Source organism: Pseudonocardia thermophila, assembly GCF_900142365.1.
GTDB classification, from domain to species: domain Bacteria; phylum Actinomycetota; class Actinomycetes; order Mycobacteriales; family Pseudonocardiaceae; genus Pseudonocardia; species Pseudonocardia thermophila.
The window spans coordinates 174,824-201,596 of sequence record NZ_FRAP01000009.1 but is presented as its reverse complement, the minus strand read 5'-3'; the positions used below and the strand labels follow the sequence as shown (position 1 = coordinate 201,596).

Below are 26,773 nucleotides of genomic sequence, written 5' to 3'. Positions count from 1 at the left end.
CGACGGGCGGCGATCGCGGCAAGCGGACGTGAGATGTGCTGGCAGGTCTTGATCGCGTCCGGATCGTTCGTCCAGCGGGATCGTGGCCCGTTGCCCGGGCGCCCGGTCAGGTGCGGTGAGGGTCCGGACATCGGGACCGGTGAGCACGGAGGTGCGGCGAGGCGAGTCCGCCGGTCGGGGTGACCGACGCTGCGGGAACGGTGACGATGACGGCGGGCAAGCCGCAGTGTTGGTCAGGAAACCGCAGTGTTGATCAGGAAACCGCAGTGTTGGTCAGGAAACCGCAGTGTTGGTCAGGAACTGCAGTGTTGATCAGGAAAGGCCACGGTGCGATCAGGAAAGCCGCTGTGGTGATCGGGCTCTGCGGCGAAGGAGCAGAGTGCGGGCTCGTGCGCCTCGGTGTCGACGACGGCGAGCGCCGCGGTCGCCTCGCGGTGGCGCTCGGTCAGCGGTGGTGGGACGGTCCAGGGCGTGAGGCCCGGGGTGTTGAGGTGGATCGCGCCTGCAGAGGATTCCTCCCCGCCGTTTCTCGCTGGGGAAAGCTGCTGTCCTGCCATCACGCGTCCCGGAGCGGTATGAGGCGCGAGAACCGAACGCTCCGATCTTCGATTGCGGTCACGCGGCTTTCCCGGTCGTTCGCGTGGGGTGTCGACCGGGGATTCGTTGGGGGTGCCGGAAATCGGAAGCCGCGAACTCCGGATGCGCGGGTCCGGAAGTGCGGACGCGCCGCGCGGGATGCGGAGATCGGCTGACCCGATGCGGAACTCGCGGGACTACATGCGGAACTCGCCGCACCGTCTGCGCGACTCGCCGGGCCGAACGCGCGACTCGCGCTCTTCCCCCGGCCCGGCCCCGCCCGTCGTCGCCGAGGGGCGGTCCGGGGCGGCATACTCCGGGGGTGGCCGGCGAGCAGTGGTTCTGGTGCCTGAAGCACAACACCGTGGAGCCCCTGGAGGGCTGCCGGGCGGCGGACCGGCTCGGTCCCTACCCGGATCGCCAGACGGCGGCGCGCGCCCTCGAGATCGCCCGCGAGCGCACCGAGGCGAACGACGCCGCCGACGAGGACTGGGAGGAGGGCCGCCGGTCCTGAGCGGTGCGTCGGCGGGCCGGGTTGATCGAGGGCCGGGTTGATCGAGGGCCGCGTTGATCGAGGGGCATTGATCGAGCACCGCCCCGATCGAGCACCGCCCCGATCGCTACCGCTGCGCGGCCAGCCGCGCCAGGAGCGGGATCGCCGCGATCTTCTCCGGGGTGAGCTCCTCCCACCGGATCCCGTCGGCTGGGCGGACCCCGCGACCGGGCCGGCAGTCCACGACCCGCTCCGGGGTCACCACGAGATCGACCGGCGCGTCGTGCGGCGTCGTCGGGATCTCCCCGGCGCCGCGCACCTGCAGCTCGTGCACCGTCGTGACGACGGTGGTGTGCTCGCCGATCAGGCCCGCCGCCGTGGCCAGGGCGAACTCCAGGTCGGCGAAGCCGCCGCCCTTGCCGAGCCGCGCCCCGTCGACGCCGACCGCGACGCAGCCGGTCACCACCAGGTCGACCGGCTCCAGCTCGGCGACCGCCACTCGGCGCGCCGACCGGGCCGCTCCGGCGATCGAGGCGGCCTTGCGCGGCGGCTCGGCGAGGTGGTCGGGGTCGAGCAGGAAGAACGGCTCCTCCTCGGCCAGGCGGGGCACCGCCATGTAGAGGAGCTTGCCGTCCTCCAGCGCGCGTTGGCGCACCGGCAGCTGCGCGGAGTCGGGATTGCACTTCACCGTGCGCGCCGCCTGCCACACCGGGTGCGCGCGCAGCCGCTCAGCCGCCGCCTCCGCACCCACGAAGTTCGAGATCCGGTTCCGGGCGCCGGGGAACCGCGTCACCTTCGCCTCGGTGAGCGCGGTCCACACCTCCTCGCGCAGCGCGGCCTTCGCGGCCAGCACCTCGGGGTCGCCGCCGGCGTCGTGGTCGTGGCGGCGGGTGCGGCGGCCGGACGGCCGCGGGGACGAGACGCTCACCCGGTCATCCTCGCGCCAGCAGGTCCCGCAGCTCCGCCAGCCCCCGCTCCACCTCCGCGAACGTCGTCGACAGCGGGGCGAGCCCGAGCCGGATCCCGTCCGGTTCCCGGTAGTCCGGCAGCACCCCGCGCGCCCACAGGGCGTCGCAGACGGCCCGGAAGCCCGGCCGCGTGATCGTGACGTGGCCGCCGCGGCGAGCCGGATCCCGCGGCGAGACCAGCTCGACGCCGAGCGGGGCGAGCCACTCGTCGTACAGCTCGACCGCGAACTCGGTGAGCGCCACCGACTTCGCCCGCACCGCCGCGGTGCCGGCCTCCGCGAGCAGGTCCAGCCCCACCACGAGCGGCACTGCGCCGAGGATCGGTGGCGTGCCGCTGACGACGTGCCGGATCCCCGGCGCCGGCCGGTACCCCGGCCCCATCTCGAACGGATCGGCCCGGCCCATCCAGCCTTGCACCGGCTGGCGCAGCACGTCGTGCAGGTCCGGCCGCACGTACGCGTACGCGGGCGACCCAGGGCCGCCGCACAGGAACTTGTAGGTGCACCCGACGGCCAGGTCGGCACCCCAGCCGGCCAGGTCCAGCGGCACCGCCCCGGCCGAGTGCGACAGGTCCCACAGCATCCGCGCCCCCGCGGCCTGCACGGCCGCGGTGACGGCCGCGCCGTCGGCCAGCTCCGCCGTGCGGAAGTTGACGTGGCTGGCCACCACCAGCGCGGTCCGCGGCCCGGCCAGCGCCGCGGCCTCGTCGACGTCCGCCGCCCAGACCACCGCGGCGCCGCGCTCGGCCGCGATGCCCTCCACGACGTAGCGATCGGTGGGGAAGTCGTCGGTGCAGGCGATGACCTCGGTGCGGCCTGGCGGCGCCGCGTCGACGGCGGCCCGCGCGAGCTTGTACAGCAGTACGGTCGTGGAGTCCGCCAGGACGGTCGTCCCGGGCGCGGCGCCGAGCGCCACCTCGGCGATCCGGTCGCCGATCCGTTCCGGCCACTCCATCCACGGGCCCTCGGGCGAGGTCCATGGCCCGTCCCCGGTCCAGCCGCGGATCAGCGCGCCGGCCCACTCGTCGCGCACGAAGTCGGCCAGCCGCTGGGCGGCGGCCGCGGGCGGGCGGCCCAGCGAGTTCCCGTCCAGGTACGCAACGACGTCGGGCGAGGGCAGGAACCGGCCGGGGAAGCCCGCCAGCGGGTCGGCGGCGTCCAGCTCGGCGGCGCGACCGCTCACCGGCCGATCTCCGTCCGCACCGCGTACAGCTCGGGGAAGAACGAGTGCTCCAGCGCTCGCCGCAGGAACGCCACGCCCGCCGTGCCACCGGTGCCCCGCTTGAACCCGATGGTCCGCTCGACGGTCTTCATGTGCCGGAACCGCCACAGCTGGAAGTTGTCCTCGAGGTCGACGAGCTCCTCACACGTCTCGTACGCCGACCAGTGCTGCTCGGGGTGCTCGTAGATCGTGCGGAACACCGGGACCAACTCCTCGGTGAACTCGTGCGCGATGGTGACGTCGCGCTCGAGCACCGACTGCGGCACCGGGTGCCCGGCGCGGGCGAGGTGGCGCAGGAACTCGTCGTACAGGCTCGGCCGCCGCAGCGCGTCGGTGAGCAGCGCGGTCGCCCGGTCGTCCCCCTCCAGCACCCGCAGCATCGCTGCGTCCTTGTGCCCGAGCAGGAACTCGACCGCGCGGTACTGGTCGGACTGGAACCCCGACGACGCCCCGAGGAACCCGCGGAACTGCGCGTACTCGGTGGGGGTGAGCGTGGCCAGCACCGCCCACTGGTCGGTGAGCACGTCCTGGATGTGCTTGACCCGCGCCAGCCCCTTCAGCGCCGGTCGGAGCTCGTCGGCCGCGATCCGGTCGAGCACCGCGTGCAGCTCGTGCAGCACCAGCTTCATCCACAGCTCGGTGGTCTGGTGCTGTACGATGAACAGCAGCTCGTCGTGCTGCGGCGGCGAGCTCAGCGGGTGCTGCGCGGACAGCAGCTCGTCCAGGTGCAGGTAGGAGCCGTACGTCAGGCGTTCGCTCACCCGCACGACCCTAGGGCCGGAACGCCCTGCTCTCCCACGGTCGCGTCGTGGCGATCCCGGCGCGCACGGCGATCGCGGCCGCGCGTTCGGTCGCCGAGGCCAGCAGATCCGCTTCCGCTTCCGCGTCCAGCCAGTCGACCACGCCGTCGCGCACGACCACCCGGCCGTCGACGATCACCGTGCGCACGTCCCGCCCGGACGCCTGCCAGACCAGCACGGCCGGCAGCGACGACGCCGGCGTGAGGTGCGGCTGCCGGGCGTCGAGCAGGACGACGTCCGCCTTGAACCCCGGGGCCAGCCGGCCGATGTCGCCACCCATGCCGACCGCGTGCGCTCCGCCGATCGTCGCGATCTCGATCAGCTCCTCGGCTGTGACCGCACCGGGATCGTGGTGGGTCCCGCGCTGGAGCACCCCCAGCGTCTTGAGGTCGGCCAGTACGTCGCAGGCGTCGTTGCAGTTCGCGTCATCGGTGCCGATGCCGACGGTGACGCCCGCCTGGAGGAACGCCGGGACCGGCGCGATCCCCGAGCCGAGCACCCCGTTGCTGACCGGCTGGGTGGAGATCGACGCACCCGCCCGCCGGATCATCCGGATGTCGGCGGCGTCGACGTGCACGCAGTGCCCGAGCAGCAGGCGGGAGTCCAGCAGCCGGTGCGAGTCCAGGTACCGGACCGCGCTCATCTCGCCGACCGGGCGGTCGCCCGGGGTCTCGGACAGGTGCAGCGCCCAGATACCGCCGTGCGCCCGGGCGCGGTCACGGGCGAACGCCAGCGCCCGCAGCGACGTCGTGCTGGCCGTCGAAGGCGACGCGCACACGCGCACTCGGCCGCCGTAGCTGTTGTCGTGCTCACGGTAGATCGCGTCGAGATCCGCCAGGATCGCGTCCGTGTCCCGCAGGACGCTCGCCGGGCGGACGTCCGGTTCGCGGGCCCGCACGCTGTCGAGGAAGCCTGGGGAGGCCGGCCGGACGGCATCGGTGAACATCCGCGCGTAGACGGCTCGGATGCCGGTGCGCCCGAGCACCTCCACGGCCGTGTCGACAGCGGGGAGCGGGTCGAACGGGTGCACGTGGTCGTTCAGCACGACGGTGGTGATCCCGGCCCGGAGCGCCTCGAGGCAGAACAGCTCGAGCCCGACCCGCACGTCCGACAGCGTGTACGCGGCCAGGCCCGGGTACAGGTCGTTGAACATCCAGTCGAGCAGGTCCCGGTCCTGGTTGCCGCCCGCCCGCAGCAGCGACTGGGTGCCGTGGGTGTGGGCGTTGACCAGCCCCGGCATGACGATCCGGCCGCGCGCGTCGAGGACCTCGGCCCCGGCCGGAACGTCGATCTCGCGGTCCGGGCCGACCGCGGCGATCCGGTCGTCCTCGACGAGCACGGTCCCCCGGTCGAGGATCCGCCGTTGCTCGTCCATGGTGAGCACCCGCCCACCCGTGATCGCGATCAGCGTCACCGATCCGCCGCCTTCGACGCTGCTGAGATCTTCGAGGCTGCCGAGACGGCCGCTTGCACGACGGCCGTGTATCCGGTGCACCGGCACAGGTGGCCGGTGAGGGCGTTGCGGACGTCGTCCGCGGTGATGGGCTGCCCGACGGCTGCTGTGGTCCGCAGCAGCCAGGAGAGGGTCACGACGATGCCGGGTGAGCAGAACCCGCACTGGACCGCGCCGTGCTCGGCCATCGCGGCGACGAGCGCGTCGTCGGCGGCCGTGGCGACGGTGGCGACGCTGCGGCCGCGCGCTTCGGCGTGCGGGACGAGGCAGGACGGCACCGGTACGCCGTCGAGCAGGACGGTGCACGAGCCGCAGTGCCCGCTCGCGCACCCCAGGGGCAGCGCGACGCCGTGGTCCTCCAGGACGTCCCAGAGGCTCTCGGTGCCGGTCTGCGGCAGGGTGATCGGGCGGCCGTCCACCGTGCAGGTCGCGGCGCGCACGTCCGGTGCGGTCACGACCGTCCTCCGGGTTCGTGCAGGGCGCGGTGGACGCGCACGGCCAGGCCACCGACGAGCTGCCGTACGGGATCAGGCGCAGCCGAACAGCAGGCGGCCGCGAAGCCGGGCGAGCCCGCGGGGTCGCGCAGGAACTCCGCGGCGCCCTCGACCACGAGGGTGGGCCCGCCGACGCCGACGGAGATCGCCGCACCGCACCCGTCGCCGAGCGCCGCCGCCACCCCGATCTCCGTGCGGCTCAGCCGCGGCCGCAGGGCCACCCGGCGGAACGCGATCCGCTCGGGCACCGCCAGCTCGGCCGCGCACGCCACCGCGCCGGGCTCGAGCCCGTTCGGCGGTACCGCGGTCACGTCGATCGAGCGGGTGCCGCCCTCGGCCAGCACGACGAGCCGCGCACCGCAGGCCGCCAGCACCGGCACGACCTCTCGCGGCCCGAACGGCGAGACCGCGTTGCCCACCACGGTCGCCCGCCGCCGCACGGCGGGTGTGGCGAACCACACCGGCTCGGTCCCCCCGAACACCGGGCGCAGCGCCGGGTCCGCGACCGGGACCATCGCCCCGATCCGCAGCCTCCCGGCCATTCCGTCGACGGACCGGGCACCCGCTACGTCCCGCAGGTGCACCAGCACCGACGGCTGCGCCCCGGTACTGGTCAGCCACGGCTGGACACTCGTCGCGCCGCCGACGACGACCGCGTCGCCGTCGAGGGCCGCGTGCCCGGCCTGCTCCCAGGTGGCCGGGAAGACGTGCCGGGTCATGCGGGCACCCGCGGCGTCGCGCGCCGCAGTGGGATCGCCGGGACCGGGTCGCCCGAGGCCGCCCGCACCGCTGCCGCGACAGCGGCCGGCGAGGAGACCGCGGGGCCCTCGCCGATCCCCTTCGCGCCGAACGCCAGCTCGGGATGCGGATGCTCGACGATCACCGGCACGACCTCGGGCACGTCGGTGGCGCCGGCCAGCAGGTAATCGCCGAAGCCGGTGGTGAGCTGGCGCCCCGCAGCATCCACAGCGCGCTCCTCCCACAGGGCGAACCCAGCGCCCTGCACCGTCCCGCCCACCAGCTGGCCCTCGGCCCCGACCGGGTCGACGGCGCGTCCGCAGTCCTGCGCGCACACCAGCTGCACGACCACGCACTCCCCGGTCAGCTCGTCGACGTCCACCACGGCACGGTGCGCGATCACCTGGAACGCCTTGTGCGGCCGGTCCGGCCCGGTCCGCGGTTCGTCGAGGGTCACGCGCTCGCACCACACGGCGTCGCTGCCGAGCAACGCGGTGAGATCGGCCGGCGTCCACCGGTCCGGAACCGGCCGGCCCAGGACGCGGGCGCGGTCCCGGAGCCGTCCGGCGAGGCGCTCGGCGGCCCGGGCGGCCGCGCCGCCGCTCGCCATCGTCTGCCGGCTCGCCTTGCTGCCGCCCGCCGTGGGGAACCGGGTGTCCGCGGCCCGCACGGCCACGGGCACGCCGGGTAGGTGATGACCGACCACCCGGCGCAGCACCTCCTCGACGCCCTGGCCGGCGTCGGCCGCCGCGGAGACCACCTCGACGCCGTCCGGGGTGAGCCGGACCTCGGCGGTGGCCGGATCGGGCCGGCCGTGCCCGAGGCCCGCGCTCTTGATCCCCAGCGCCACACCCGTGCCGCGGCGCGCCGCGTACGCCGGGGGTCCGGCCGGCTCGGCAACGGCGAGCGCTGCGTCGAGCACGGCGCGCGGATCGGCGCACCCGGTGAGCGGCTGCCCGGTGGTGGCCAGCGGCTCGCCCGGCTCCAGGAGGTTCCGCCGCCGCAGCTCCACCGGATCGACGTCCAGCTCGGCGGCCACGGCATCGACCGTCGACTCGATCAGGAAGCACGCCTGCGTCGCGCCGAACCCGCGCATCGCACCGGCCGGCGGGTTGTTGGTGTAGACGGCGGTCGTCTCCAGGTCGACCGCGGCGAACCGGTACATGCCCGCGCTGAAGTCGTGCACGATGCCGGTGACCGGTGCCGACGTGTGCGCGTAGGCACCGCCGTCGAGCAGGGTGCGGGTGCGCAGCGAGACGAACCGGCCGTCGTCGTCGTAGGTCAGCTCCACCTCCGCCAGCATCGGATGGCGACTGGGGTGCGCGATCAGCGACTCGGCGCGGCCGTAGACCATCCGCACCGGCCGGCCGGTCCGCAGGGCGGCGAGCACCAGGTGCGCCTGGACCGTGATGTCCTCCCGCCCGCCGAACGCCCCGCCGATCCCGCTGTGGTGCAGCACCAGCTCGTCGGCCGACAGCCCGAGGGCGCGGCACACCTGCTGGTGGTCGGCGTGCAGGTCCTGGGTGGCCACCCACAGGTGCACGCTGCCGTCCGGGTCCGGCACCGCCAGCCCCGCCTCGGGAGCGAGGAACGCGGCGTCCTGCCGGCCGGTGCGCCAGGTGCGGCGCACCACCCGCCGGCCGCGCGCGTCACCGCGGCACGTGCGGGCAGTGGCCACGAGGTTGCCGGCGGGGCCGATCGGCGGCGCGCCGGGGCCCAGCGCCCGGCGCGGATCGATCAGCGGCGGCAGCACGTCGAGATCCAGGGAGACGGCGGCCGCCATGGCGCGCGCCGCCCGCGGCGACGTCGCGACGACCACCGCCACGGGCTCGCCGGCGTGCCGGACCTCGCGGTCGGCCAAGACCGGCTGGTCCACCACCTTCGAACCGAGCCGCCGACCCGGGACGTCGGCCCCGGTCAGCGCCGTGACCGCACCGGGGACCGTCAGCGCCGCGGCGGTGTCCACCCGCCGGATCACCGCACGCGCCACCGGCGACCGCACGGTGGCCGCGTGCAGCTCACCCGGGGCGTGCAGCATGGCCGCGAACCGGTGCTCGCCCCGCAGCTTGGCCTCGTCCCGCGGGCGGACGCCGCGCCGCCCGACGGGGACGGGCACGGTGCTCGATCGCGGACCGGCGGGCCTCACGGCATGATCGGCTGGCTGGGCAGGTAGTCCAGCGACACGAACTCCGCCGTCGGGCGGTCCTTGGCCAACCCGGCGCTCTCCAGGACCTCCTGCGTCTTCTCGATGCCGGCGATCTCGAACGTGCCGATGCCGTGCTCCTTCGCGTACCCGCCGGTGTAGCCGTCGAAGTAGGCCTCCATGCTGAACTTCAGCGCGGCGGGATCGACCTCGGGACACTTGCTCACCAGCAGCTGGTACGCCTGGTCCCAGTGGTCGACGACCCACTTGGCCGACTCCGACCACGCCGTCACGAACCCGCGGACCGCGTCGGGGTGCTCGGCGAGGTAGCGGTTGTTCGCCACCATCAGGTGGCCGTACGCGGGCACGTGGTCCTGCATGGGCAGGATCGTCAGGTCGGGTCGGGCCGCGAGCACCGCCTGCGTGGACGCGGTCGGGTAGAACACCACGAGCGCGTCGATCTTGCCGGCGAGGAACTCGGCGGTGGTCGCGTCGTCGGCCGGGATCACCTCGACCTTGCTGCCGTCGATGCCGGTGGCCTTGACGTAGGCCTCCCACATGGCGCCCTCGAACTGATCGGTCTGCACCGCCAGCGACCGGCCCTCCAGATCGGCGGGCTGCTTGATGTCCGGCGAGGCGAGGATCGTGACCGGGCCCGAGGTGGCGGCGGCACCCACGATCGTGATGGGCAGGCCCTGGCCCGCACCGATGATCGTCGGGGCGGCGCCGAGCAGACCCACGTCGAACTCGCCCGCGGCGACCATCGGGACGGTGTCCGAGCCGCCCTGCCCGCGGTCGTAGGTCAGGGCCAGGCCGTGCTTCTCGAAGATCTTCTGCTCGAGGCCGGAGTACACCACCGACCAGTCGCCCGAGCAGGTCCACTCGAACGCCATCTTCAGCGGGGTCGGACCGCCCGCGGGCACGTCCGCGGAGCTCGACGAGCCACCGCACGCGGTGGCCAGCAGGGCCGTGACGACGCCGACGGCAGCCGTCAGCCAGGCACGACGGGCACGGAGGGGCATGGTTGTCTCCAGGCGGGTGTGGGGGAGCGGGGTACGTCGGGGAAGGAGCGCCGGGGGGCAGCGCTCGATCGTCTCAGCGCACGACGTCTCAGCGCACGACCGTCCGCCACGGGACGACGATGCGCTCGAGCCAGACGCAGACGTTGAAGAACACGATGCCGACCAGGCACGACAGCAGCGCCAGCACGAACACCGCGGCGGTGTTCAACTGGGCCGAGTAGACGGTGATGAGGTAACCCAGCCCCCTGCGCGCGCCGATGAACTCGCCCAGGAGCGCGCCGACCACCGCCCCGGGGGCCGCGACGCGGAACGACGAGAACAGGTACGGCAGGGCGTTGGGGATGCGCACGTGCAGCAGGATCGACAGCTCACTGGCGTTGGCCAGCTTCATCACACTCACCAGGTCCTCGTCCACGGAGGTGAGGCCGTGCGCGACGTCGACGAGGATCGGGAAGACCGCGATCAGGAACGAGCAGATGATGATCGGCAGCGCGTTGCGGCCGAACCAGATGATCAGCAGCGGGGCGACCGCCACCGTCGGCATGACCCGCACGATGTTGAGGAAGGGGTAGACCAGCTCCTCGAACAGCGCACTGCGGGCCATCAGCACCGCCAGCGCCACACCGACCACCAGGGCGACACCGAAGCCGCCCAGCGACATCAGTGTCGTCATCAGCAGCCCGTCGAGGAACAGGCCCGCGTTGTCGGCGAACGAGGCGATCATCTCCGACGGCGCCGGCAGGATGTACGGGGCGATCCCGAACACCTCCACGACGACCTGCCACAGGACGACCGCCGAGCCCAGCACGAGCCACGAACGGGTGATCCGGAAGACGCGCAGCAGGAGCCCCGCGCGGGCGGCGGGTGGGATCTCCGCCCGCACGGGTGGCTCGGCGACGGAGGTGGTGGGAGCGGCGGCGGTCGTCATCGGTTGTGCTCCAGGGACACGCGGATGCGGTGGGCGATGCGGGAGAACTCGGGGGAGTCCTTGAGGTCGGTGCGCCGCGGCCGGGGGAAGTCGACTTCGATCGTGTCGGCGACGCGGCCCGGGTGGGAGGACATGACCACCACGCGGTCGGAGAGGAAGATCGCCTCGGCGAGGGAGTGGGTGACCAGGACGATCGAGACGTGCGTGGTCTCCCAGATCCGCAGCAGCTCGGAGTGCATCTCGTCGCGGGTGATCTCGTCGAGGGCGCCGAACGGCTCGTCCATGAGCAGCACCTCGGGCTCCATCATCAGCGCCCGGGCGAGGGAGACCCGCTGGCGCTGACCGCCGGACAGCTGCTTGGGGTAGCGCTTCTCGTAGCCCTTCAGACCGACCAGCTCGAGCTGCTCCGACGCGGTCCGGCGCGGGGTGCGCGTGCGGCCGCGCGCCACCTCGAGCGGCAGCGTCACGTTGCGCTCCACCGTTCGCCAGGGCGCGAGCACCGATTCTTGGAAGACCATGCTGATGAGGCCGGATCTGCGCGCCTCGTCGGGAGAACGGCCCATCACGGAGATCCGGCCCTGCACGGACGCATTCGGCAGAAGGCCGGCGATCGCGCGCAGCAGCGTCGATTTCCCGCACCCGGAATGGCCCACGATCGACACGATCTCGCGGGCCCCGACGTGCATGTCGACGCCCTCCACCGCCACGACGGCCTGGTCACCGCGGCCGTGGACGATGCACACGTCCTGTAGGCGGACCCGTTCGTCGCTCCTGGCGACCGCGCTCGATCCGGTGCTCGACTCGGCACGGCTGACGGTGATCTGGGACGCCCCGGGCACGCTGTCCTCCTGTAGCGAAATGCAGCCGATTCGACATCGACTGTCGCGGGATGTTGTATCCAGAATTGTTCGGATCAGGTTGGTGAGCCACTTCGGTGGCTCGCCTCATCAGTTCGAGCACCGGTTCGATCACCTTTCATCGGTAACGCCCTCCGATTCCGTACTGGCCGTACTGGTTCACGCGCGGTGCATCCCACTAGGCGGCCAGGCGGCTGCGCGCGGCGCACGTGGCCGCGACGATCCCGAGCACGACGGCGTGCTCCGGGTGCGGCGCGAAGCGGGGCCGGCACACGACCCGTCCGAGCGGGGCGGAGGTGACGTGCTGGGCGTACACCGCGTCGGGGCGCGGCACCTGCGCGGACAGGGCGCCGGCCACCAGCTCGTCGAGCATCGCCAGCGCACCGCGGCCGGTCTCCTCGGCGGGCTGGAAGACCCCACCACCGTGCCCCGCCAGCCCGCCCGGTCGCGGTCCAGCTGGCGGAGGCAGCCGACGAGGGCGGCGGTGTGCACATCGTGGCCGCAGGCGTGCATGACGCCGACGACCTGTCCGTCGGGGAGCGTCGCCCGCTCGGTGCCGGCGTAGGGCAGGCCGGTCTGCTCGGTCAGGGGCAGCGCATCGGTGTCGAAGTGCAGCCACACCACCGGGCCGGGACCGTTGCGCAGCATCGCGACCAGCCCGGTCCCGGCGCACTCGTGCAGATCCGCGCGCGTGCCGGCGAGCGCCTCGGCCACCCCCCGCTGCGTCCGGTGCTCCTGGCCGGACAGCTCGGGGTGCCGGTGGAGGTCCTGGTACAGCGCCACGACGTCGTCCTTCAGCCACCGGGTGTCGATCCCGCGCCGGGTGCCCTCCTGGATGACCGCCGCGACGATCCCGTCGGTCGTCGGCGTGGTGGACGGGGGAGCGCTGCCTCTACCCAACGGGGGAACCTCACTGTTTTGGATACAAGATGCACCAGCCGTGGGTGCGAGCACATCGTGACAGAGCGGCCCGGATCCGTGAAATACCAGGCATGCGAGGTTTTCTCCGGTGTCACATGTCGAAACACGCGTGTAACGGAGACTCCCTAGTCTGGATACAACATCCTCTCGAGTAAGGAGCCAACCGTTGAAGAGGCCCCTGAGTCCCCGCGCCATCGCGGCCGCCGAGAGAGTGCTCGCGGACGTCGACCGATGCACCGACCCCGTCGCGACCGCCCGGCTGCTCCCGCCCGAGGTCTACACCAGCGAGGACTTCTGGGAGTTCGAGAAGGAGGCGATCTTCTACCGCGAGTGGCTGTGCATCGGGCACGTCAACGAGATCCCCCGGCCCGGCGACCAGCTGCCGCTGACGATCCTCGACGAGCCGATCGTCATGCTCCGCGACCTCAGCGGCGAGGTGCGCGTCATGTCGGCGGTGTGCCGGCACCGCGGCATGCCGCTCTTCGGCGGGCTCGCCGCGGAGGGCCGCACCCCCGCATCACCCTGCCTCAACGGGCGGCGGATCAAGTGCCCGTACCACAACTGGCAGTTCGAGCTCGACGGCCGGCTGGTCGCGGCTCCGTCGATGACCGAGACCGTGCCGGTCAAGCAGCTGCGCGAGATGATCCGGCTGCCGCAGATCCGCCACGAGGTCTTCCACGGCCTCGTCTTCGTCAACTTCGACGACGAGGCCGAGCCGCTCGCCCCGACCGTGCGGCGCATGGACGAGGAACTGTCGACGTTCGGCCTGGAGGACCTGGTCCCGATGCCGGCGGTGGTCTACGAGAACCAGCAGTGGAACTGGAAGATCCACCACGACAACGCCCTCGAGCCGTACCACACCAGCTACGTGCACCGCGGCGTGCACGAGGCCGCTCCCGCCAAGAACGCCCGCTTCTACGAGTTCGAGGAGGGCGACGGCCAGATCATGCACCCGACGTACCTCGTCGACGAGGACGCCGGGCTCGCCAGCACCGACGGCAGGCGCACCACGCAGATCATCCCCGGCCTGACCGAGGAGCAGCGCAAGCGCGTGATGTTCGCGTCGATCCCGCCGATGCTGTTCAGCATCCTCCAGCCGACGTTCGTGCAGCTGGCGATGATCCATCCGACCGGCCCCGGCTCCTTCGACCTGCGGCGGGTGAACCTCTACCCGAAGTCTGCGGTCGAGTCGCCGGGCTTCCACGAGGCGTACCGGAAGTTCCAGGAGCGCAAGGAGCTGGCCATCCACCAGGACGCGGTGACCACGGCCGCGCTCCAGCAGGGGCTGCGCTCGCGGTTCGCCCCTCGTGGCCCGCTGTCCTGGCTGGAGTCGAACATCCCACAGCTCAACCAGTGGCTCATCGAGCGCTATCGAAAGGCCCTCGCCACCGATGTCTGACACCCTCTCCGGCGCCGTGACCGATCCCGGCGTCCTCGACGCCGTGCTGCGCCGACTCGACGAGCTCGAGTCCCGCGAGGCCATCACCGGCCTGATGATCGACTACATGGCGGCGACCGACGCCGAGACCGACAAGGGCGTCAAGGTCGCTCGGCTGTTCACCGAGGACGGCGAATGGGAGAGCGTCGGCCCGCACGGCAACCCCGGCTGGGCCGCCAAGGGCCGCGAGGCGCTGATCAAGAAGTTCGACCGCAACGTCGAGCGGATGCCGTTCTCGGCTCACTTCGTCACCAACCCGTCCATCGACGTCGCCGGCGACGTCGCCCGCGGCCGGTTCATGTACTTCCAGGCGTGCACCTACCGCGGCAAGCAGGCCTTGTGGATCGCCGGCAAGTACGACAACGACTTCCGGCGGGTGGACGGCAGGTGGCTGATCTCCCACATGCGGGTCCACAACCTCTTCACCACCCCCTTCGACCAGGGCTGGGTGAAGGTGCCGCACACGGACACCCCGTAGCCGGGCCACCTGTTCGCAGAGTTCGTCTCGTGAAGGACCTCGATGCCGACCTACCGCCACCAGATCCTGCGCAACCTCAAGTACGGCACGCTGCCGACGTTCCTCCAAGCGCAGCGCGAGAAGAACGCGCTGCTCACCGCCGCCGGCCTCACCCCGTACTCGGTGTGGGCCCCGGCGTTCGGCGGGCTGCACCACATGGTGCTGGAGGCGTACTTCGACTCGATGGCCGAGTTCGAGCGGCAGCACCTCGCGCAGAAGCAGATCCCCGAGATCGCCGCCCTCAACGCCAGGCAGCTCGAGTGCGTCATCGAGGGCACGGCGGAGGACCGGCTGCAGCGGATCGGCCTCGACGCGTCGGCGCAGGTGTGACGTCGTGGCCCCGCTCGCCGAGCCCTCGCTGAGGGAGTCCTCCTGGTACGTCTGGCACGCCCCCTACGACGCGCTCGACTCGGTGGAGACCGACCGGCTCAGCGCGGTCCAGGACGTGCTGGGCGAGGCGCTGGACGGGTCCCCCGCAGGGCCGCTGCGCGTGGTGAGCGCGTGCGCGGGCCAGGCCCGCGATCTGCTGCCCGTGCTCATCCACCATCCCCGCGGCAGGGACGTCACCGCGCGGTTGATCGAGCTCGATCCGCTCAACGCCGCGTTCCTCGACGGAGCGCTCGGCAGCACCCGCCTCACCGGTGTCGAGGTCGTCCGCGCCGACGCGGGGGAGACCTCCGCGTACGCCGGCGCCGTGCCCGCCGACCTCGTCCTGCTGTGCGGGGTCTTCGCCAACGTCGATCCCGGCGACGCCGCCCGGACCGCGCAGATCCTGCCCTGCCTGTGCCGTCCGGGCGGGCTCGTCGTGTGGAGCACCTACGGCGCGGCGGGCACCGGACCAGTGCGGGTGAACGCCGTGCTCGGCGAGAACGGCTTCGTGCCCGTCGCCGTCCGGGAACCGGCCGACCGGGGATGGACGGTCGGTGCGCACCGCTTCACCGGGCGGAGCCGGCCGCTGCCCGACAGCACCCGGTTCTTCCGGTTCGTGTCCTGACCGGCTAGGCCTGCGAGCGATGCAGACCACCCTGGTTGGCGTGCCGCTGGGTGAGGTGGCGGCGCATCAGCATCATCGCGAGCTCCTCGTCCTCGTCGAGGGTCGCGGTGATGATCGCGGCGTGCTCGGACCAGGACGGTTCGACCGCGTTGCTCTTGCCGCCCACGAGGTGGTGGGCCTGGTTGCGGACGGACCGCAGGACCTCGCAGAGGAAGCGGGATCCGCTGCCCTCGCCGAGGACGTCGTGGAACTGGTCGTTGATGGCGTCCAGGGTCTCGCGGTCGCCCGCCGCGCTGGCGGCGTTGCCCTTCTCGAGCAGGTCACGCAGGGTCGCGCGCACCTGCGGATCGGCCTTCATGATCGTGCGCCGGACCGCGATCAGCTCGAGCGCCACCCGCATCTCCCGGACGGTGTCCAGCTCGTGCTGGTCGAGCTCGACGACGCGGACCCCGCGCCGGGGGAGGGCCTCGACCAGGCCTTCCGCCTCCAGCCGCCGGAAGGCCTCGCGCACCGGCAGCCGAGAGACGCCCAGCCGCTCGGACATGCTCAGCTCGGACAGCCGCTCACCGGGTGCGAGCTCGCCGTCGAGGATGAGCCTGCGGATCTCGTCGACGGTCTCATCGCGAAGCGATCGATGGCGCGATCCGACAGACGACATGGGCTTCCTCGCTTGGCTACTGGATACGCAAACCGGTGGATGGTGCCGATCGTAGCCGAGTCCATGTGACAACCGTGTTCCGAAGTGGGAACACACCGTCGCAGGTCCGACCGAATGTGGAGGCGCCGAGGGCCACAGATCTGGGAAAGCATCTCGTTCATTCTTCGCGACCGACTACACCCATAGATTGGATACACCATCCCGATGACCGTCACGTACTCCCACATCCCCGCCACCGGACAGGGCTGCGTCACCGTCAAGCAGATCGACCACATCGTCCTGCGCGTCAAGGACCCCGAGGCGTCTCTGCGCTGGTACGTGGAGAAGTTCGGGTTCCTCGTCCACCGGCTCGACGAGTTCCGCGCGGGGACGGTCCCGTTCCCGTCGGTCGAGATCCGGCCCGGCCAGATCATCGATCTGGACGCCCGCCAGCCGAACACCGGAACGAACGTCTCGCACTTCGCCGTGGAGATCGAGGCGACCGATCTGAAGGCGCTGGTCGAGTCCGGTGCCTTCGAGAAGATCGAGGGGCCCTACCGGCGCTGGGGTGCCCGCGGCCTCGCCGATCTCGTCTACGTCACCGACCCCGACGGGCACGTCATCGAGCTGCGCCATTACGGGCCCAGCCAGGTCGAGGCCTGACCGTGCCCGGCGTGGGTGCCCGCAGCTGCGTCGCGTCCGGGACCATCGGCGCGGTCGCGGCCGGAGTCGAGGCCGCGGCCGCCGTCGGTGCCGCGGTGCTCCGCGACGGCGGCAACGCGTTCGACGCCGCCGTCGCGACCGCGCTGGCCGAGACCGTCGCGCTGCCGCCCAAGTGCGGCCTCGCCGGCGACGTGGTCGCGCTCGTCGTGACCCCCGAGCACCCGCAACCCCGGTCGGTGGTCGCGCTCGGCGGCGCCGCGGCGGGACTGCACGACGCCGCGGCCGCGGCGGGCTGGCGGGTCGCGCCCACCGGGCCGTTGTCCGTCGGCGTCCCCGGCGCGCCGGCGGGCTACGCCGCCCTGGCCGCGCGCGGGCGGCTGCCGCTCGAGCGGCTCACCGCCCCGGCGATCGACCTCGCCCGCTCGGGCATGCGGTGGTCGCCGATGAACGCCGTGCTCGAGGCGGAGTCGCGGGACCTGCTCGCCACCTACCAGCCCGGCGGCTGCCGCTACTCGCCGCGGTCACGGCCGCACGAGGTCGGCGACACCGTGGCGCTCCCCGGACTGGCCCGGGTCCTGGAGGAGTTCACCGAGCGGGGCGCGGCGCTGTTCCACGACGGGCCGGTCGCCGGCGCGCTGCTGCGCACCGTCGAGGGCCACGGCGGTGTGCTCACCGCGGCCGACCTGTGCTCCGTGGCCGTGGACGAGCGCGCCGCCCCGGCGTCCGCGATCGCGGACACGCCCGAGAGCCTGTGGGTGACCCATCTGCCCACCTACGGCGCCGCGCTCGCCGACGTGCTCGCCCGGACCGCTCCGGCCGCGATCTCCCCGCAGGCCGTCGCGGCGAGCCTGGCCGCGCTCCTGCGCGGTGACCTCGGCGCCGACGAGGGCACGTCGACGGTCGCCGCCGCCGACGCCGAGGGCAACGCCGTCGTGCTGGTCCACTCGAACTCGTTCCCCCAGTACGGCAGCGGCATCGTGGTCGAGGACTACGACCTCGTGCTGTCCAACCGGGCCGGCCGCGGCTTCACCTTCGCACCCGGTCACCCCAACGCCCCGGTGCCCGGCCGCCGGCCGCTGACCACGCTGCACGCTTGGGCGCTGCGCCACCCGACCGGCTGGCTGCTCGGCGCCACCCCGGGCGGGCGGCAGCAGGTGGCGTGGAACGCGCAGCTGCTCGGCCGGCTGCTGTGCGGCCCGCCGGATCTGCCCGAGGACCGGTTGACGGACGCGCTCACGTCGGCCCGCTGGCTGCTCGACGCCGACGGCACGGTCCGCGCGGAGGGCCGCGACCTGCCGGAGCTGGGTGCGCGGTGCACGCACACCCTCGTGCGCACCGCGCCGGACGGGATCACGGCGGCGGCGGATCCGCGCTGGGACGCGACGGCGGTGGCTGTATGAGCGGTGGCGGCATGAGCGGTGGCGGCGAGCGGGGGGTGTGCGTCGTCGGGGCCGGCGCCATCGGGTCCGCCGTCGCCGAGGCGATCCGCGGCGGGCGCGTTCCCGGGGCCCGGCTGGCCGCCGTGCTGCGGTCGGCCAGCACCGCCGCCGAGACCGAGCGGGCGATCGCGGTGAGCGACCTGGTGGTCGAGGCCGCCTCCGTCGCCGTGGCCCGCGAGCTGATCCCGCGGGTCACGCGGTGCGGCAAGGACGTCGTCGTCTGCTCGGGAGGTGTGTTCGCCGAGTACCCCTGCGCGTCGGCGCTCATCGCCGGGCCCGGCCGGGTGCTCCTGCCGACCGGCGCGCTCGGTGGCTTCGACATCCTCGCCGCGGCGGCCCGGGCCGGCACGGCCGTCGCCCGGGTGCGGCACACGACGATCAAACGGCCGGCGGCGCTCGGGGCCGGCGAGGGGGTGGCGCAGCCCCGGGAGGTCTTCCGCGGATCGGCCCGGGAAGCCGCGCTGAGGTTCCCCCGGACCTCCAACTCGTCGGTGACGCTCGCCCTGGCCACGCTGGGCCTGGACCGGGTCGAGGTCGTCGTGGTGGCCGATCCCGCCGCGACCTGCACCCGGCACGTCGTCGAGTGGGAGTCGCCGCTGGGCCGCTACGAGCTGCGGTTCGAGAACGCGGTCGACCCGTCGTCGGGCGGGCGCACGTCGGCGGTGACCGCGTGGTCGGTGATCGAGGTCCTCGCCGCGCTGGCCCGCGGCGCGGGACCCGGGGTGGTGGTGCTCGAACCGCGGGCCGGGTAGCCGGACGGGTAGCAAACCCTTACCCCGTGGCGATCACTCCCGCACTGCGCGGGGGATCCCGGCGCGGGGCTCGCCGGCGGATCCTCCTCTGCAGCAGGAGATCGACCCGGGAGGGACCCGTTGATGAGCACTCCGTACGCGCAGCCGATCGACGGGGCCACCGTGTGGATGGGAGCCGGGCAGTCGTGGCCGCCGCAGGGCGGCGGCCACCAGCCCGGGCCCCAGCAGGCGGGGTTCCACGGCCCGCCGCAGCCGTACCCGCCCCCGGCGTCCCCGTACCCGGGGCCGCAGCAGTACGGCACTCCGCCGCCGATGCCCGCGCGCCCGCCCGTCCCGGGCCGTGACCTCCCGCCGCAGGACGTGCCCGCCTTCCCGGCAGAGGGCGGCTGGGTGGTGGACGAGGAGACCGTGCGCCACACCGGCCGGCCGGGCCGTCCGCCCGCCCGGCGCTCCACCGGTCGGCGCACCGTGGTCCTGTCGGCGATCTCGGCGATCGTGGTCGCCACCGGCCTGCTCGTCGGGGGGTTCTTCGTGCTCGGCCGGGTCAGCGACGCGCCCGCGGCCGCGGTGGTCGGCGACTGCCTGGCCCGCTCCGGCGACAGCGCGGTCGTGGTGCCGTGCTCCGACCCGACGGCGGAGCTGATCGTGCTGGGCCGGCTCGACAGCCGCACCCAGGTCGAGGCGGGGTTGTCGGCGTGCACCGGGTTCCCGGGCACCACCGACGTGTACTGGCAGGGCCGGGAGGGGCAGCGCGGGCTGGTCCTCTGCCTGGGTCCGAAGACCTGACCGGGAGTCGGACGCCGGGGCGGCAGGAGACCGTGCTCCTGCCGCCCCGGCGGAACCGAAGCTCCCGCAGACGCGATCCACCTCAACAGCGCCCAGCTTCGACCCCGGACCGGCCCACCATGCCTGACCGAGCAGTGCCGGAGGGCGGTCACGGCGGCCGGCACCGAGGCACGCGAGCATCCCATGCAGCTCGCGTGCGTCGACGACGGCGGGGGCGCGCAGCGCCTGATGAACGAGGCGCGAGCACCGCAGATGCACTTCGCCGACTCACCGGGCCGCGAGCACCGGTCCGGTGCGGAGCCCTCGTCGACACCGAGGCGCGCGAGCGATCCGACAGGCTGGCGATCCGAACACTGCGCGAACCGCGCTCCGGCGACGATGCAGCCGTCCGCGGTCGACGCTGCGACTTCCCGCCGAGATCACCGGGCCGTCGGGTCCAGGCCTAGAAGTCCGTCCCGTGCCACGGCTCCCGCTCCGGTACGAAGGCGACGTCGAACCGCGCGAGCGCAGCGTCCTCGGCCTGCAGGCGAGCGGCCGCCGCCAGCGAGCGGGCCCGCACGTTTCCCGTCACGAGGCTGCCGAGATCGGCCATGCCCACGTGCACCTGCGCGGCGCCGGCCGTCGGTGTGCAGCTCGCGCCGTCCGGGCCGCCCTGCAACCGGAACCGGCCGCCCCTGCCGAGGAAGTCGTCGCGCACCTCCAGCACCACGTCGATCTCGCACCCGTACCGGCGCGCACCCAGCACCGCGGGCACGTCGAGCACCCGCAGCCAGAGACCGTCGGCCACCGACGTGGTGCGGATCAGCCGCGGATCGGTGAGCATCAACTGCAGAGGGTCGTCGAACGTGAGCCGGGTGGAGATCTTCTCGACCAGCTCCTGCGCGAGCAGCACCCGCCACAGCGCTGCGTGCGCCTCCGGCGTCACCGCGAACAGCTCGACGGACAGCGTGGAGCCCTCGGTACCCCACTTCGCGCGGTAGGCGGCCCACCCGTCGGGGTGCACCAGGTGGAACATCGAGCTCGCGCCGCCGCGGCGGTACTCGCGGTCGAGGAAGAACCGCTTCCACCACGCCTCGCTGCGCGACACCGCGCCCGGGGTCCGCGCGGCCCAGCGGCGGTGGATCCGCGGGGCGTGCTCGGTGACCTCGGAGGTCTCGGCGAACCGGACGCCACCCGGATCGGGTGCGTCCGCCCGCAGCTCGGCACGCGGATCGATCTCGACACAGCGGTTACGGGTGGCCTCGCCGTAGCCGAAGCGGCCGTAGATGGAGGCGTGGCTCGCGGTCAGCATCGCCAACGGCAAGCCCTGCGCGACGAACCCGCCCAGCTGCCCGGCCATGAGCGCACGCAGGATCCCGCGCCTGCGGTGGGTGGCCGGGACCGACACCCACGCCACGCCCGGGGACGGCAGCGCGGCCCCGCCGGGCAGCGTGACCGCCATGTCGTAGGCGGCGGTGACGCCGACCAGCCCGTCCTGCGGATCGACGGCGACCAGGAACCGCTCCGGCGGCAGCAGCGTGAGGGTGTCGGCGATCTCGGTGTCGGACATCCGGGCGTGGAAGCTGCGCTCGTCGGCCCGCTTGATCGCGGGGATGTCCGCCTCCGTGGCCGGGCGAATGATCAGATCGCTCACGACGGCCCAGTCTGGCGGGCCACCACGGGGCGCGCACGTCGGATTCCCGGTGGAGGATGCCGCGGTGCGTGACCGGCGCGGCCGAGATGCGCCAGGATGGCCCGATGCACGCCGATGAGTCACCGGGGACCACCGTTTCCGCTGGACCGGCCGCGGGCGGACCGGTGGTGCTGACCGACGCGGTGAGCGAGACCGAGCGGGCCCTCGTTGCCTCCTGGCTGCAGGACCGCGGGATGACCGCGGCGCAGGTGCTGCCGGTCGACGGAGCAGTGATCGCCGGCCCGCTCGGGCAGCTGCCGGACGACACGCTGATCGTCCCGGTGCGGGTGGCGTGGCTGCCGCGGGAGCGCGACGGGCAGCGCCGAGCCCGCTGGTCGGACCTGCTCTCGCTGACCAACCCGTGGCGGCCTGCGGCCCACGCGCAGACCAGGATCCTCAAGCGCGAACCGGACCGGGCCGCGGTGGTGGCCGGCGAGCCGGCGACCGTCGCCGATCTGCGCCGCACCTTCGCGTCCCGCGCCGGCGGCGCTGCGATCGGGTTCGGCGACTTCGTGGCCCGGCAGGCCGCGCTGGCGCTGGAACGGGCCGAACGCGCGCTCGTCGGGCGCCGCTACAAGGTGCCCAAGCGGATCGTCGAAGCCGTGGAGGCCAGCCCGGAGTTCCGCCGGGACGTCGCGGAGCTCGCCGCGAAGCTGGAGCTCGACGAGGAGGAGGTCGCCCGGCGCGCCTCCCACGACCTGCACGGGCTGGTCGCGTCGATGAGCCCGCTGGCCGTCGACCTGCTGAGCGGGGTGCTGCGACCGCTGCATTCGCGCGCGTGGAACGTGCAGGTCGACACCGCGGGCCTGGAGCGGCTGCGCGAGCTCAACCGCCGGTACGCGCTGGTGTTCCTGCCCAGCCACCGCTCCTACGTCGACCCGTTGCTGCTCGCCGACGTCCTCGCCGAGCACGACTTCCCCCGCAACCACGTGCTCAGCGGGGACAACCTCAACTTCTGGCCGTTCGGGCCGCTGGCCAAGCGGGCCGGGGTCGTGTTCATCCGGCGCACCTTCGGCGACGACGAGATCTACAAGCTGGCTGTCCGCCAGTACTTCGGCTACCTGTTGTCGAAGCGGTTCAACCTCGAGTGGTACATGGAGGGCGGCCGGTCGCGCACCGGCAAGCTGCGCCCGCCCCGGTACGGCCTGCTGGCCAACGTGGCCGAGGCGGTGGAGCGCGGCCGCGCCGAGGACGCCTACCTGGTGCCGGTGTCGATCACCTACGACCAGCTGCGCGAGGTGTCGGCGATGGCCGCCGAGCAGGTCGGCGTGCCGAAGAAGGGCGAGGGGCTCACCTGGCTGGCGAGCTACGCCAAGGCGCAGCTCTCGCCGATCGGGTCGGCCTACGTCCGCTTCGCCGAGCCGATCTCGCTGCGCGCCGCGCTGGCGGCCGGTGCCGCCGATCCGGGCGGCGAGGCGGGTCGCAGGCGGGCGCTGCAGAAGGTGGCGTTCGAGGTGGCGGTCGGGATCAACCGGGTCACTCCCGTCGTCGCGACGGCGCTGGTCACGCTCGCGTTGCTCGGTGTGCGGGACCGGGCGCTGACGCTGGGCCAGGTGCGCCGGGTGCTGCAGCCGGTGCAGGAGTACCTGGCCGAGCGGGACCTCATGGGCTCGGCGCAGAGCCTGGCCACCGACCGGGGGCTGCGCCGGGTGCTCGGCGCGCTGACCGAGTCGAAGGTGGTCACCACCTACTCCGGCGGCGAGGAGCCGGTCTACGCGATCGAGCGCGGATCGCACCTGGTCGCCGCCTTCTACCGCAACTCGGCCATCCACCACTTCGTCGACCGGGCGATCGCTGAGTGCGTGCTGCTCGCCCCGCCCGGCGAGCGGTTCGACCGTGCGCTCGCTCTGCGCGACCTGCTGAAGTTCGAGTTCTTCTTCCCCGACCGGGACGTCTTCCGCACCGAACTGGGCGCTGAGCTGGAACGGCTGGGTGCCGGCTGGGGCGAGCAGGACGCCGAAGCCGTCCTCGGGAGGGCCGGCTTCCTCATCGCCCCCCGGGTGCTGCGGTCGTTCCTCGACTCCCAGCTGGTGGTGGCCGAGCGGCTCGCCGTCCGCAACCCGCGCACCCCGGTCGTCGAGAAGGAGTTCCTCGACGAGTGCGGCGGCATCGGGCAGCAGATGCTGCTGCAGGGCCGGCTGCACGGGCCGGAGTCGCTGTCGCGGGAGCTGTTCGCGAGCGCGCTGAAGCTCGCCGCCAACCGCGACCTGGTCGACCCGGGCCGCGACGAGCTGCGGGAACGCCGCGAGGTGTTCCGCGACGAAGTGCGTGCGGCCGTGGCGGCGGTCGTGCGGATCGCCGAGATCGACGCGGTGCGGCTGCGGGAGGTGATGGACGGTGCCGCGTGACGGGGGACGGCAGCCGGAGGTCTGGGACGAGGCCCGGCTCGTCGCCGAGGTCCAGGCCGGTCCGCGGGGCCCGCAGATCGGAGCGTTCTTCGACTTCGACGGCACCCTGATCGACGGCTTCTCCTTGGCCGCGTTCGCCAAGCACCACCTGCGGTCCGGCTACATCAGCCCGGCCGACGCCGGGCGCATGCTGCTGATCGGGCTACGTGGGGTCACCACCGAAGCCGACTTCGAGCGGTTCTTCGTCACCGGCATGCGGGCCTGGGCCGGGCGCAGCGAAGACGAGCTCACCGAGCTGGGCGAGCGGCTGTTCGTGCAGGGCATCGCGGGCTCGCTCTACCCGGAGGCGTGGCGGCTGGTGGAGGCGCACCGCCGCGCAGGCCACACCGTGGTGCTGGCCTCGTCGGCCACCCGGTTCCAGGTGGAGCCCGCGGCGCGCGCGATGGGTGTCGAGCACGTCCTCGTCACGCCCGTCGAGTTCGAGAACGGGATCGCCACCGGACGGCCGGGCGGGCCGCCGCTGTGGCGCTCCGGCAAGGCCGCCGCCGTGAGGAAGTTCGCCGCCGAGCACGGCATCGACCTCGCCCGCAGCTACGCGTACTCCAACGGCACCGAGGACGAGCCGTTCCTGTCCGCGGTGGGCATCGCGCGGCCGGTGAACCCGGAGCCCGGCCTCGCCGCGGTCGCCGCTCAGCGGGGCTGGCCGATCGCCCGGTTCACCTCCCGCGGGCGCTCCGGGGCGCTGCGCCGGGTCGTGCGCACCGCGGCCGCTGCCGGCGGCATGATCGGCGGCTTCACCGCAGGGGCGCTGCTGGGGCTGCTCGGCGGCTCGCGCCGCGAGGGCGTCGATCTCGGCATCGCGCTGGCCGGCGACCTGGGCAGCGCGCTGGCCGGCGTCGAGCTGGACGTGCGCGGCGCCGAGCACCTGCGCACCCGCCCCGCGGTGTTCCTGTTCAACCACCAGAGCCAGCTCGACGTGGTGATCCTGGCGAAGCTGCTGCGGGGCGGGTTCACCGGCGTGGCGAAGAAGGAGGTCGCCACCATGCCGGGCTTCGGCCCGCTGTTCCGCTACGCCGACGTGGCCTTCGTCGACCGCGGCAACACCGAGCAGGCCAAGGCCGCGCTCGCGCCCGCGGTGGAGCGGCTGCGCGAGGGGATCTCGCTGGTCGTCGCACCGGAGGGCACCCGATCGCCCACCCCGGCGCTGGGCCCGTTCAAGAAGGGCGCGTTCCACGTCGCGATGCAGGCCGGGGTGCCGATCGTGCCGATCGTCATCCGCAACGCCGGCGAGCTGATGTGGCGCGGCGCCACCACGATCCGCGAGGGCACCGTGCAGGTCAGCGTGCTCCCGCCCGTGCCCACCGACGGCTGGCAGATCGCCGACCTCGACCGGCACGTCGCCGAGGTGCGCGAGATGTTCCGCCGCACGCTCGAAGACTGGGACGACACCGAGGTCACGGTCACGACCGGTCCCGACGGGCCCGTCGCGGCGGTCCCGGTGTGGCGCGCCGACCCGCAGATGTCCGCCCTGGAGACCGCCGTGTGGCGGGCCGAGGCTGCCGACGAGCGGTGGCGGGCCAACGTGACGCTGCTGGAGGTGCTCGACCGCGCACCCGAGTGGGAGCGGTTCGTCGCCGCGCACGAGTGGGCTTCGCGGATGGTGCCGAGGATCCGCCAGCGCGTGGTGGAGCCGCCGCTGGGCGTCGGGCCGCCCATGTGGGTCACCGTCGACGAGCTCGATCTCGACGCGCATGTGCAGCGCATCCGGCTGCCGGAGGGCGCGGGGGAGCGGGAGCTGCTCGACGCCGTGACCGCCTTCGCCGAACCACCGCTGCCGCGGGACCGGCCGCTGTGGCGCGCCGCGCTCGTGGAGGGCCTGCCCGACGGAGCGGCCGCGTACGTCGTGACGACCCACCACAGCGTCACCGACGGTATGGGCATCGTGCAGCTGCTCGGCATGCTGCACAGCCGCACCGCCGAGCACGACCCGCAGCGGCCCGAACCACCCGCCCCGGTCGCCGATCCGCCGCCTGCGCCGTCGGAACTGCTGGCCGAGCAGGTGGGCGAGGTCGCCCGGGGCGTGAGCGGGCTGGTCACGGCGCTGCCGCGCCTCCTGACCCGGCCGGTCCGCAAGCCGTTGGCCACCGTGACCGAATCGGTGTCGGCGGCGCGGACCGTCGGCGAGGCGATCGCTGGCCCGCACGGCGGCTCACCGCTGCTCGCGCAGCGCAGCGGGCACTGGCACCTGGAGACCCTCGACGTCGACCACGACGCGCTGCGGGCCGGGGCGCGGGCGGCCGGCGGCTCCGTCACCGATGGGTTCCTCGCGGCCCTGCTGGGCGCGCTGCGCCACTACCACCGTGAGCTCGGCGCGGCCGATGTGAGCTCGGTGCCGATCGGGCTGCCGCTGGGCCTGCGGCCGGAGGACGATCCGCAGTCCGGGCGGCTCACCGCGACCCGGTTCGACGCGCCGCTGGACCTCGTCGACGCCGCCGACCGGGTGCGCGCCGTGCGCCGGTTCGTGCTGGGCGCCCGGGCCGGAACGGCCGGGCCCGACGCGGCGCTCGCCCCGGCGCTGGCGTGGGTGCCCGGGCCGGTGCTCGGTGCGCTGTCGGGGCGGCTGACCCCGGTGAACGACGTGCAGGCCGCGACCGTCCCCGGCCTGGCGCATGCCGCGTACCTGGCGGGGGCGCGGATCACGCGCATGTACCCGTTCGGAGCGCTGATCGGCTGCGGCGCGGCGCTGACGATGGTCGTGCACGAGGGCGTGTGCTGCATCGGGCTGAACCTGGACCCCGCCGCGGTCACCGAACCCGAGGTGTTCGTCGGCGGGCTGCAGGCCGGGATCTCCGAGGTGATCGCGCTCGCCTGACCCCCGGCGGGCCGCGTCGAGAACGACCCTGACGTGATCGA

The 26,773-nt window shown here is 73.4% G+C and carries 25 protein-coding genes and 1 pseudogene; 11 read left to right on the top strand and 15 right to left on the bottom strand.

Features of this window, described 5'->3' with window-relative positions; all coding sequences use genetic code 11:
• Positions 1 to 293: 293 nt before the first annotated feature.
• On the bottom strand, positions 294 to 557 hold the full coding sequence (locus BUE41_RS30225; RefSeq protein WP_143172143.1) for a hypothetical protein: 264 nt from the start codon (positions 555 to 557) through the stop codon (positions 294 to 296).
• A 341-nt stretch (positions 558 to 898) separates the two neighbouring features.
• On the opposite strand from BUE41_RS30225, the gene BUE41_RS13860 reads away from it, so the two are divergent.
• On the top strand, positions 899 to 1,090 hold the full coding sequence (locus BUE41_RS13860) for a hypothetical protein (protein ID WP_073457483.1): 192 nt from the start codon (positions 899 to 901) through the stop codon (positions 1,088 to 1,090).
• 106 nt (positions 1,091 to 1,196) lie between these two features.
• Here the strand turns inward: BUE41_RS13860 and BUE41_RS13855 are convergent, their stop codons facing one another.
• The 12 genes and pseudogenes from BUE41_RS13855 to BUE41_RS32910 all read right to left on the bottom strand — a co-directional run.
• Positions 1,197 to 1,997: a 5-formyltetrahydrofolate cyclo-ligase gene (locus BUE41_RS13855; RefSeq protein WP_200803889.1), complete on the bottom strand. Its 801-nt coding sequence runs from the start codon at positions 1,995 to 1,997 to the stop codon at positions 1,197 to 1,199.
• A 4-nt stretch (positions 1,998 to 2,001) separates the two neighbouring features.
• Positions 2,002 to 3,219: a kynureninase gene (locus BUE41_RS13850; RefSeq protein ID WP_073457482.1), complete on the bottom strand. Its 1,218-nt coding sequence runs from the start codon at positions 3,217 to 3,219 to the stop codon at positions 2,002 to 2,004.
• Positions 3,216 to 4,019 carry a tryptophan 2,3-dioxygenase gene (locus tag BUE41_RS13845; RefSeq protein ID WP_234997242.1) on the bottom strand — a complete coding sequence of 268 codons (804 nt, stop codon included), beginning with the start codon at positions 4,017 to 4,019 and terminating at the stop codon, positions 3,216 to 3,218. The genes BUE41_RS13850 and BUE41_RS13845 overlap by 4 nt, the downstream gene beginning before the upstream one ends.
• A gap of 10 nt (positions 4,020 to 4,029) precedes the next feature.
• Positions 4,030 to 5,472: an amidohydrolase family protein gene (locus BUE41_RS13840; RefSeq protein ID WP_073457480.1), complete on the bottom strand. Its 1,443-nt coding sequence runs from the start codon at positions 5,470 to 5,472 to the stop codon at positions 4,030 to 4,032.
• Positions 5,469 to 5,966 (bottom strand): (2Fe-2S)-binding protein, encoded by a 498-nt coding sequence (locus BUE41_RS13835; protein ID WP_084754950.1) that lies wholly within the window; start codon positions 5,964 to 5,966, stop codon positions 5,469 to 5,471. The genes BUE41_RS13840 and BUE41_RS13835 overlap by 4 nt, the downstream gene beginning before the upstream one ends.
• The gene (locus BUE41_RS13830; protein WP_073457479.1) at positions 5,963 to 6,724 is read right to left on the bottom strand and encodes an FAD binding domain-containing protein; all 762 of its coding nucleotides are present in this window, start codon (positions 6,722 to 6,724) and stop codon (positions 5,963 to 5,965) included. Before BUE41_RS13830 ends, BUE41_RS13835 begins: the two co-directional genes overlap by 4 nt.
• On the bottom strand, positions 6,721 to 8,859 hold the full coding sequence (locus BUE41_RS13825) for a xanthine dehydrogenase family protein molybdopterin-binding subunit (protein WP_073457523.1): 2,139 nt from the start codon (positions 8,857 to 8,859) through the stop codon (positions 6,721 to 6,723). The genes BUE41_RS13830 and BUE41_RS13825 overlap by 4 nt, the downstream gene beginning before the upstream one ends.
• A gap of 26 nt (positions 8,860 to 8,885) precedes the next feature.
• Positions 8,886 to 9,908: an ABC transporter substrate-binding protein gene (locus tag BUE41_RS13820; protein ID WP_073457478.1), complete on the bottom strand. Its 1,023-nt coding sequence runs from the start codon at positions 9,906 to 9,908 to the stop codon at positions 8,886 to 8,888.
• 88 nt (positions 9,909 to 9,996) lie between these two features.
• Entirely contained in the window at positions 9,997 to 10,836 is an 840-nt protein-coding gene (locus BUE41_RS13815; RefSeq protein ID WP_084754945.1) for an ABC transporter permease, read from the bottom strand.
• Positions 10,833 to 11,675, bottom strand: a complete 843-nt coding sequence (locus tag BUE41_RS13810) for an ABC transporter ATP-binding protein (RefSeq protein ID WP_200803888.1) — start codon at positions 11,673 to 11,675, stop codon at positions 10,833 to 10,835. The genes BUE41_RS13815 and BUE41_RS13810 overlap by 4 nt, the downstream gene beginning before the upstream one ends.
• A 196-nt stretch (positions 11,676 to 11,871) precedes the next feature.
• Positions 11,872 to 12,066 (bottom strand): hypothetical protein, encoded by a 195-nt coding sequence (locus BUE41_RS13805; RefSeq protein ID WP_073457477.1) that lies wholly within the window; start codon positions 12,064 to 12,066, stop codon positions 11,872 to 11,874.
• Positions 12,067 to 12,152: 86 nt separating this feature from the next.
• Positions 12,153 to 12,341 (bottom strand): annotated as a pseudogene (locus tag BUE41_RS32910) (M20/M25/M40 family metallo-hydrolase); the annotation flags it as partial.
• Between the two features lie 439 nt (positions 12,342 to 12,780).
• Between BUE41_RS32910 and BUE41_RS13800 the strand changes: the two are divergent.
• From BUE41_RS13800 to BUE41_RS13785, 4 genes are read left to right on the top strand one after another with little or no spacing between them, the layout of a single operon-like run.
• On the top strand, positions 12,781 to 14,013 hold the full coding sequence (locus tag BUE41_RS13800) for an aromatic ring-hydroxylating oxygenase subunit alpha (protein ID WP_084754943.1): 1,233 nt from the start codon (positions 12,781 to 12,783) through the stop codon (positions 14,011 to 14,013).
• Entirely contained in the window at positions 14,006 to 14,530 is a 525-nt protein-coding gene (locus BUE41_RS13795; protein WP_084754940.1) for a nuclear transport factor 2 family protein, read from the top strand. Before BUE41_RS13800 ends, BUE41_RS13795 begins: the two co-directional genes overlap by 8 nt.
• A 42-nt stretch (positions 14,531 to 14,572) precedes the next feature.
• Positions 14,573 to 14,899 carry an NIPSNAP family protein gene (locus tag BUE41_RS13790; protein WP_073457474.1) on the top strand — a complete coding sequence of 109 codons (327 nt, stop codon included), beginning with the start codon at positions 14,573 to 14,575 and terminating at the stop codon, positions 14,897 to 14,899.
• A 4-nt stretch (positions 14,900 to 14,903) separates the two neighbouring features.
• The gene (locus BUE41_RS13785; protein ID WP_200803887.1) at positions 14,904 to 15,563 is read left to right on the top strand and encodes a hypothetical protein; all 660 of its coding nucleotides are present in this window, start codon (positions 14,904 to 14,906) and stop codon (positions 15,561 to 15,563) included.
• 4 nt (positions 15,564 to 15,567) lie between these two features.
• Here BUE41_RS13785 and BUE41_RS13780 read toward each other — a convergent pair whose 3' ends face one another.
• Entirely contained in the window at positions 15,568 to 16,221 is a 654-nt protein-coding gene (locus BUE41_RS13780) for a GntR family transcriptional regulator (protein ID WP_073457473.1), read from the bottom strand.
• A 204-nt stretch (positions 16,222 to 16,425) separates the two neighbouring features.
• On the opposite strand from BUE41_RS13780, the gene BUE41_RS13775 reads away from it, so the two are divergent.
• From BUE41_RS13775 to BUE41_RS30215, 4 genes are all read left to right on the top strand, one after another.
• Positions 16,426 to 16,863, top strand: coding sequence for a VOC family protein (locus BUE41_RS13775; RefSeq protein WP_073457472.1), 438 nt, complete (start codon positions 16,426 to 16,428; stop codon positions 16,861 to 16,863).
• Positions 16,864 to 16,874: 11 nt separating this feature from the next.
• Complete coding sequence (locus BUE41_RS30220; protein WP_143172142.1) at positions 16,875 to 18,263, top strand: gamma-glutamyltransferase; 1,389 nt, start codon at positions 16,875 to 16,877, stop codon at positions 18,261 to 18,263.
• Positions 18,264 to 18,274: 11 nt separating this feature from the next.
• A complete protein-coding gene (locus tag BUE41_RS13765) occupies positions 18,275 to 19,054 on the top strand; it encodes an aspartate dehydrogenase domain-containing protein (RefSeq protein WP_200803886.1) in 780 nt (259 codons plus the stop codon).
• 123 nt (positions 19,055 to 19,177) lie between these two features.
• Entirely contained in the window at positions 19,178 to 19,840 is a 663-nt protein-coding gene (locus BUE41_RS30215; protein ID WP_073457469.1) for an LppU/SCO3897 family protein, read from the top strand.
• A gap of 442 nt (positions 19,841 to 20,282) precedes the next feature.
• Here the strand turns inward: BUE41_RS30215 and BUE41_RS13755 are convergent, their stop codons facing one another.
• Positions 20,283 to 21,473, bottom strand: coding sequence for a GNAT family N-acetyltransferase (locus BUE41_RS13755; protein WP_073457468.1), 1,191 nt, complete (start codon positions 21,471 to 21,473; stop codon positions 20,283 to 20,285).
• A 104-nt stretch (positions 21,474 to 21,577) separates the two neighbouring features.
• Between BUE41_RS13755 and BUE41_RS13750 the strand changes: the two genes are divergently transcribed.
• Positions 21,578 to 23,860 (top strand): glycerol-3-phosphate 1-O-acyltransferase, encoded by a 2,283-nt coding sequence (locus BUE41_RS13750; RefSeq protein ID WP_073457519.1) that lies wholly within the window; start codon positions 21,578 to 21,580, stop codon positions 23,858 to 23,860.
• Positions 23,850 to 26,732 (top strand): HAD-IB family hydrolase, encoded by a 2,883-nt coding sequence (locus BUE41_RS13745; protein ID WP_073457467.1) that lies wholly within the window; start codon positions 23,850 to 23,852, stop codon positions 26,730 to 26,732. The genes BUE41_RS13750 and BUE41_RS13745 overlap by 11 nt, the downstream gene beginning before the upstream one ends.
• Positions 26,733 to 26,773: the final 41 nt, after the last annotated feature.

What these genes read in the sequence shown, in the direction of transcription:
- BUE41_RS13815 (WP_084754945.1), bottom strand. Translation starts at nt 10,836, where the DNA reads ATGACGACCGCCGCCGCTCCCACCACCTCCGTCGCCGAGCCACCCGTG.
- BUE41_RS30215 (WP_073457469.1), top strand. Translation starts at nt 19,178, where the DNA reads ATGAGCACTCCGTACGCGCAGCCGATCGACGGGGCCACCGTGTGGATG.
- BUE41_RS13780 (WP_073457473.1), bottom strand. Translation starts at nt 16,221, where the DNA reads ATGTCGTCTGTCGGATCGCGCCATCGATCGCTTCGCGATGAGACCGTC.
- BUE41_RS13820 (WP_073457478.1), bottom strand. Translation starts at nt 9,908, where the DNA reads ATGCCCCTCCGTGCCCGTCGTGCCTGGCTGACGGCTGCCGTCGGCGTC.
- BUE41_RS13775 (WP_073457472.1), top strand. Translation starts at nt 16,426, where the DNA reads ATGACCGTCACGTACTCCCACATCCCCGCCACCGGACAGGGCTGCGTC.
- BUE41_RS30225 (WP_143172143.1), bottom strand. Translation starts at nt 557, where the DNA reads ATGGCAGGACAGCAGCTTTCCCCAGCGAGAAACGGCGGGGAGGAATCC.
- BUE41_RS13765 (WP_200803886.1), top strand. Translation starts at nt 18,275, where the DNA reads ATGAGCGGTGGCGGCGAGCGGGGGGTGTGCGTCGTCGGGGCCGGCGCC.
- BUE41_RS13805 (WP_073457477.1), bottom strand. Translation starts at nt 12,066, where the DNA reads ATGCTCGACGAGCTGGTGGCCGGCGCCCTGTCCGCGCAGGTGCCGCGC.
- BUE41_RS13750 (WP_073457519.1), top strand. Translation starts at nt 21,578, where the DNA reads ATGCACGCCGATGAGTCACCGGGGACCACCGTTTCCGCTGGACCGGCC.
- BUE41_RS13795 (WP_084754940.1), top strand. Translation starts at nt 14,006, where the DNA reads ATGTCTGACACCCTCTCCGGCGCCGTGACCGATCCCGGCGTCCTCGAC.
- BUE41_RS13830 (WP_073457479.1), bottom strand. Translation starts at nt 6,724, where the DNA reads ATGACCCGGCACGTCTTCCCGGCCACCTGGGAGCAGGCCGGGCACGCG.
- BUE41_RS13790 (WP_073457474.1), top strand. Translation starts at nt 14,573, where the DNA reads ATGCCGACCTACCGCCACCAGATCCTGCGCAACCTCAAGTACGGCACG.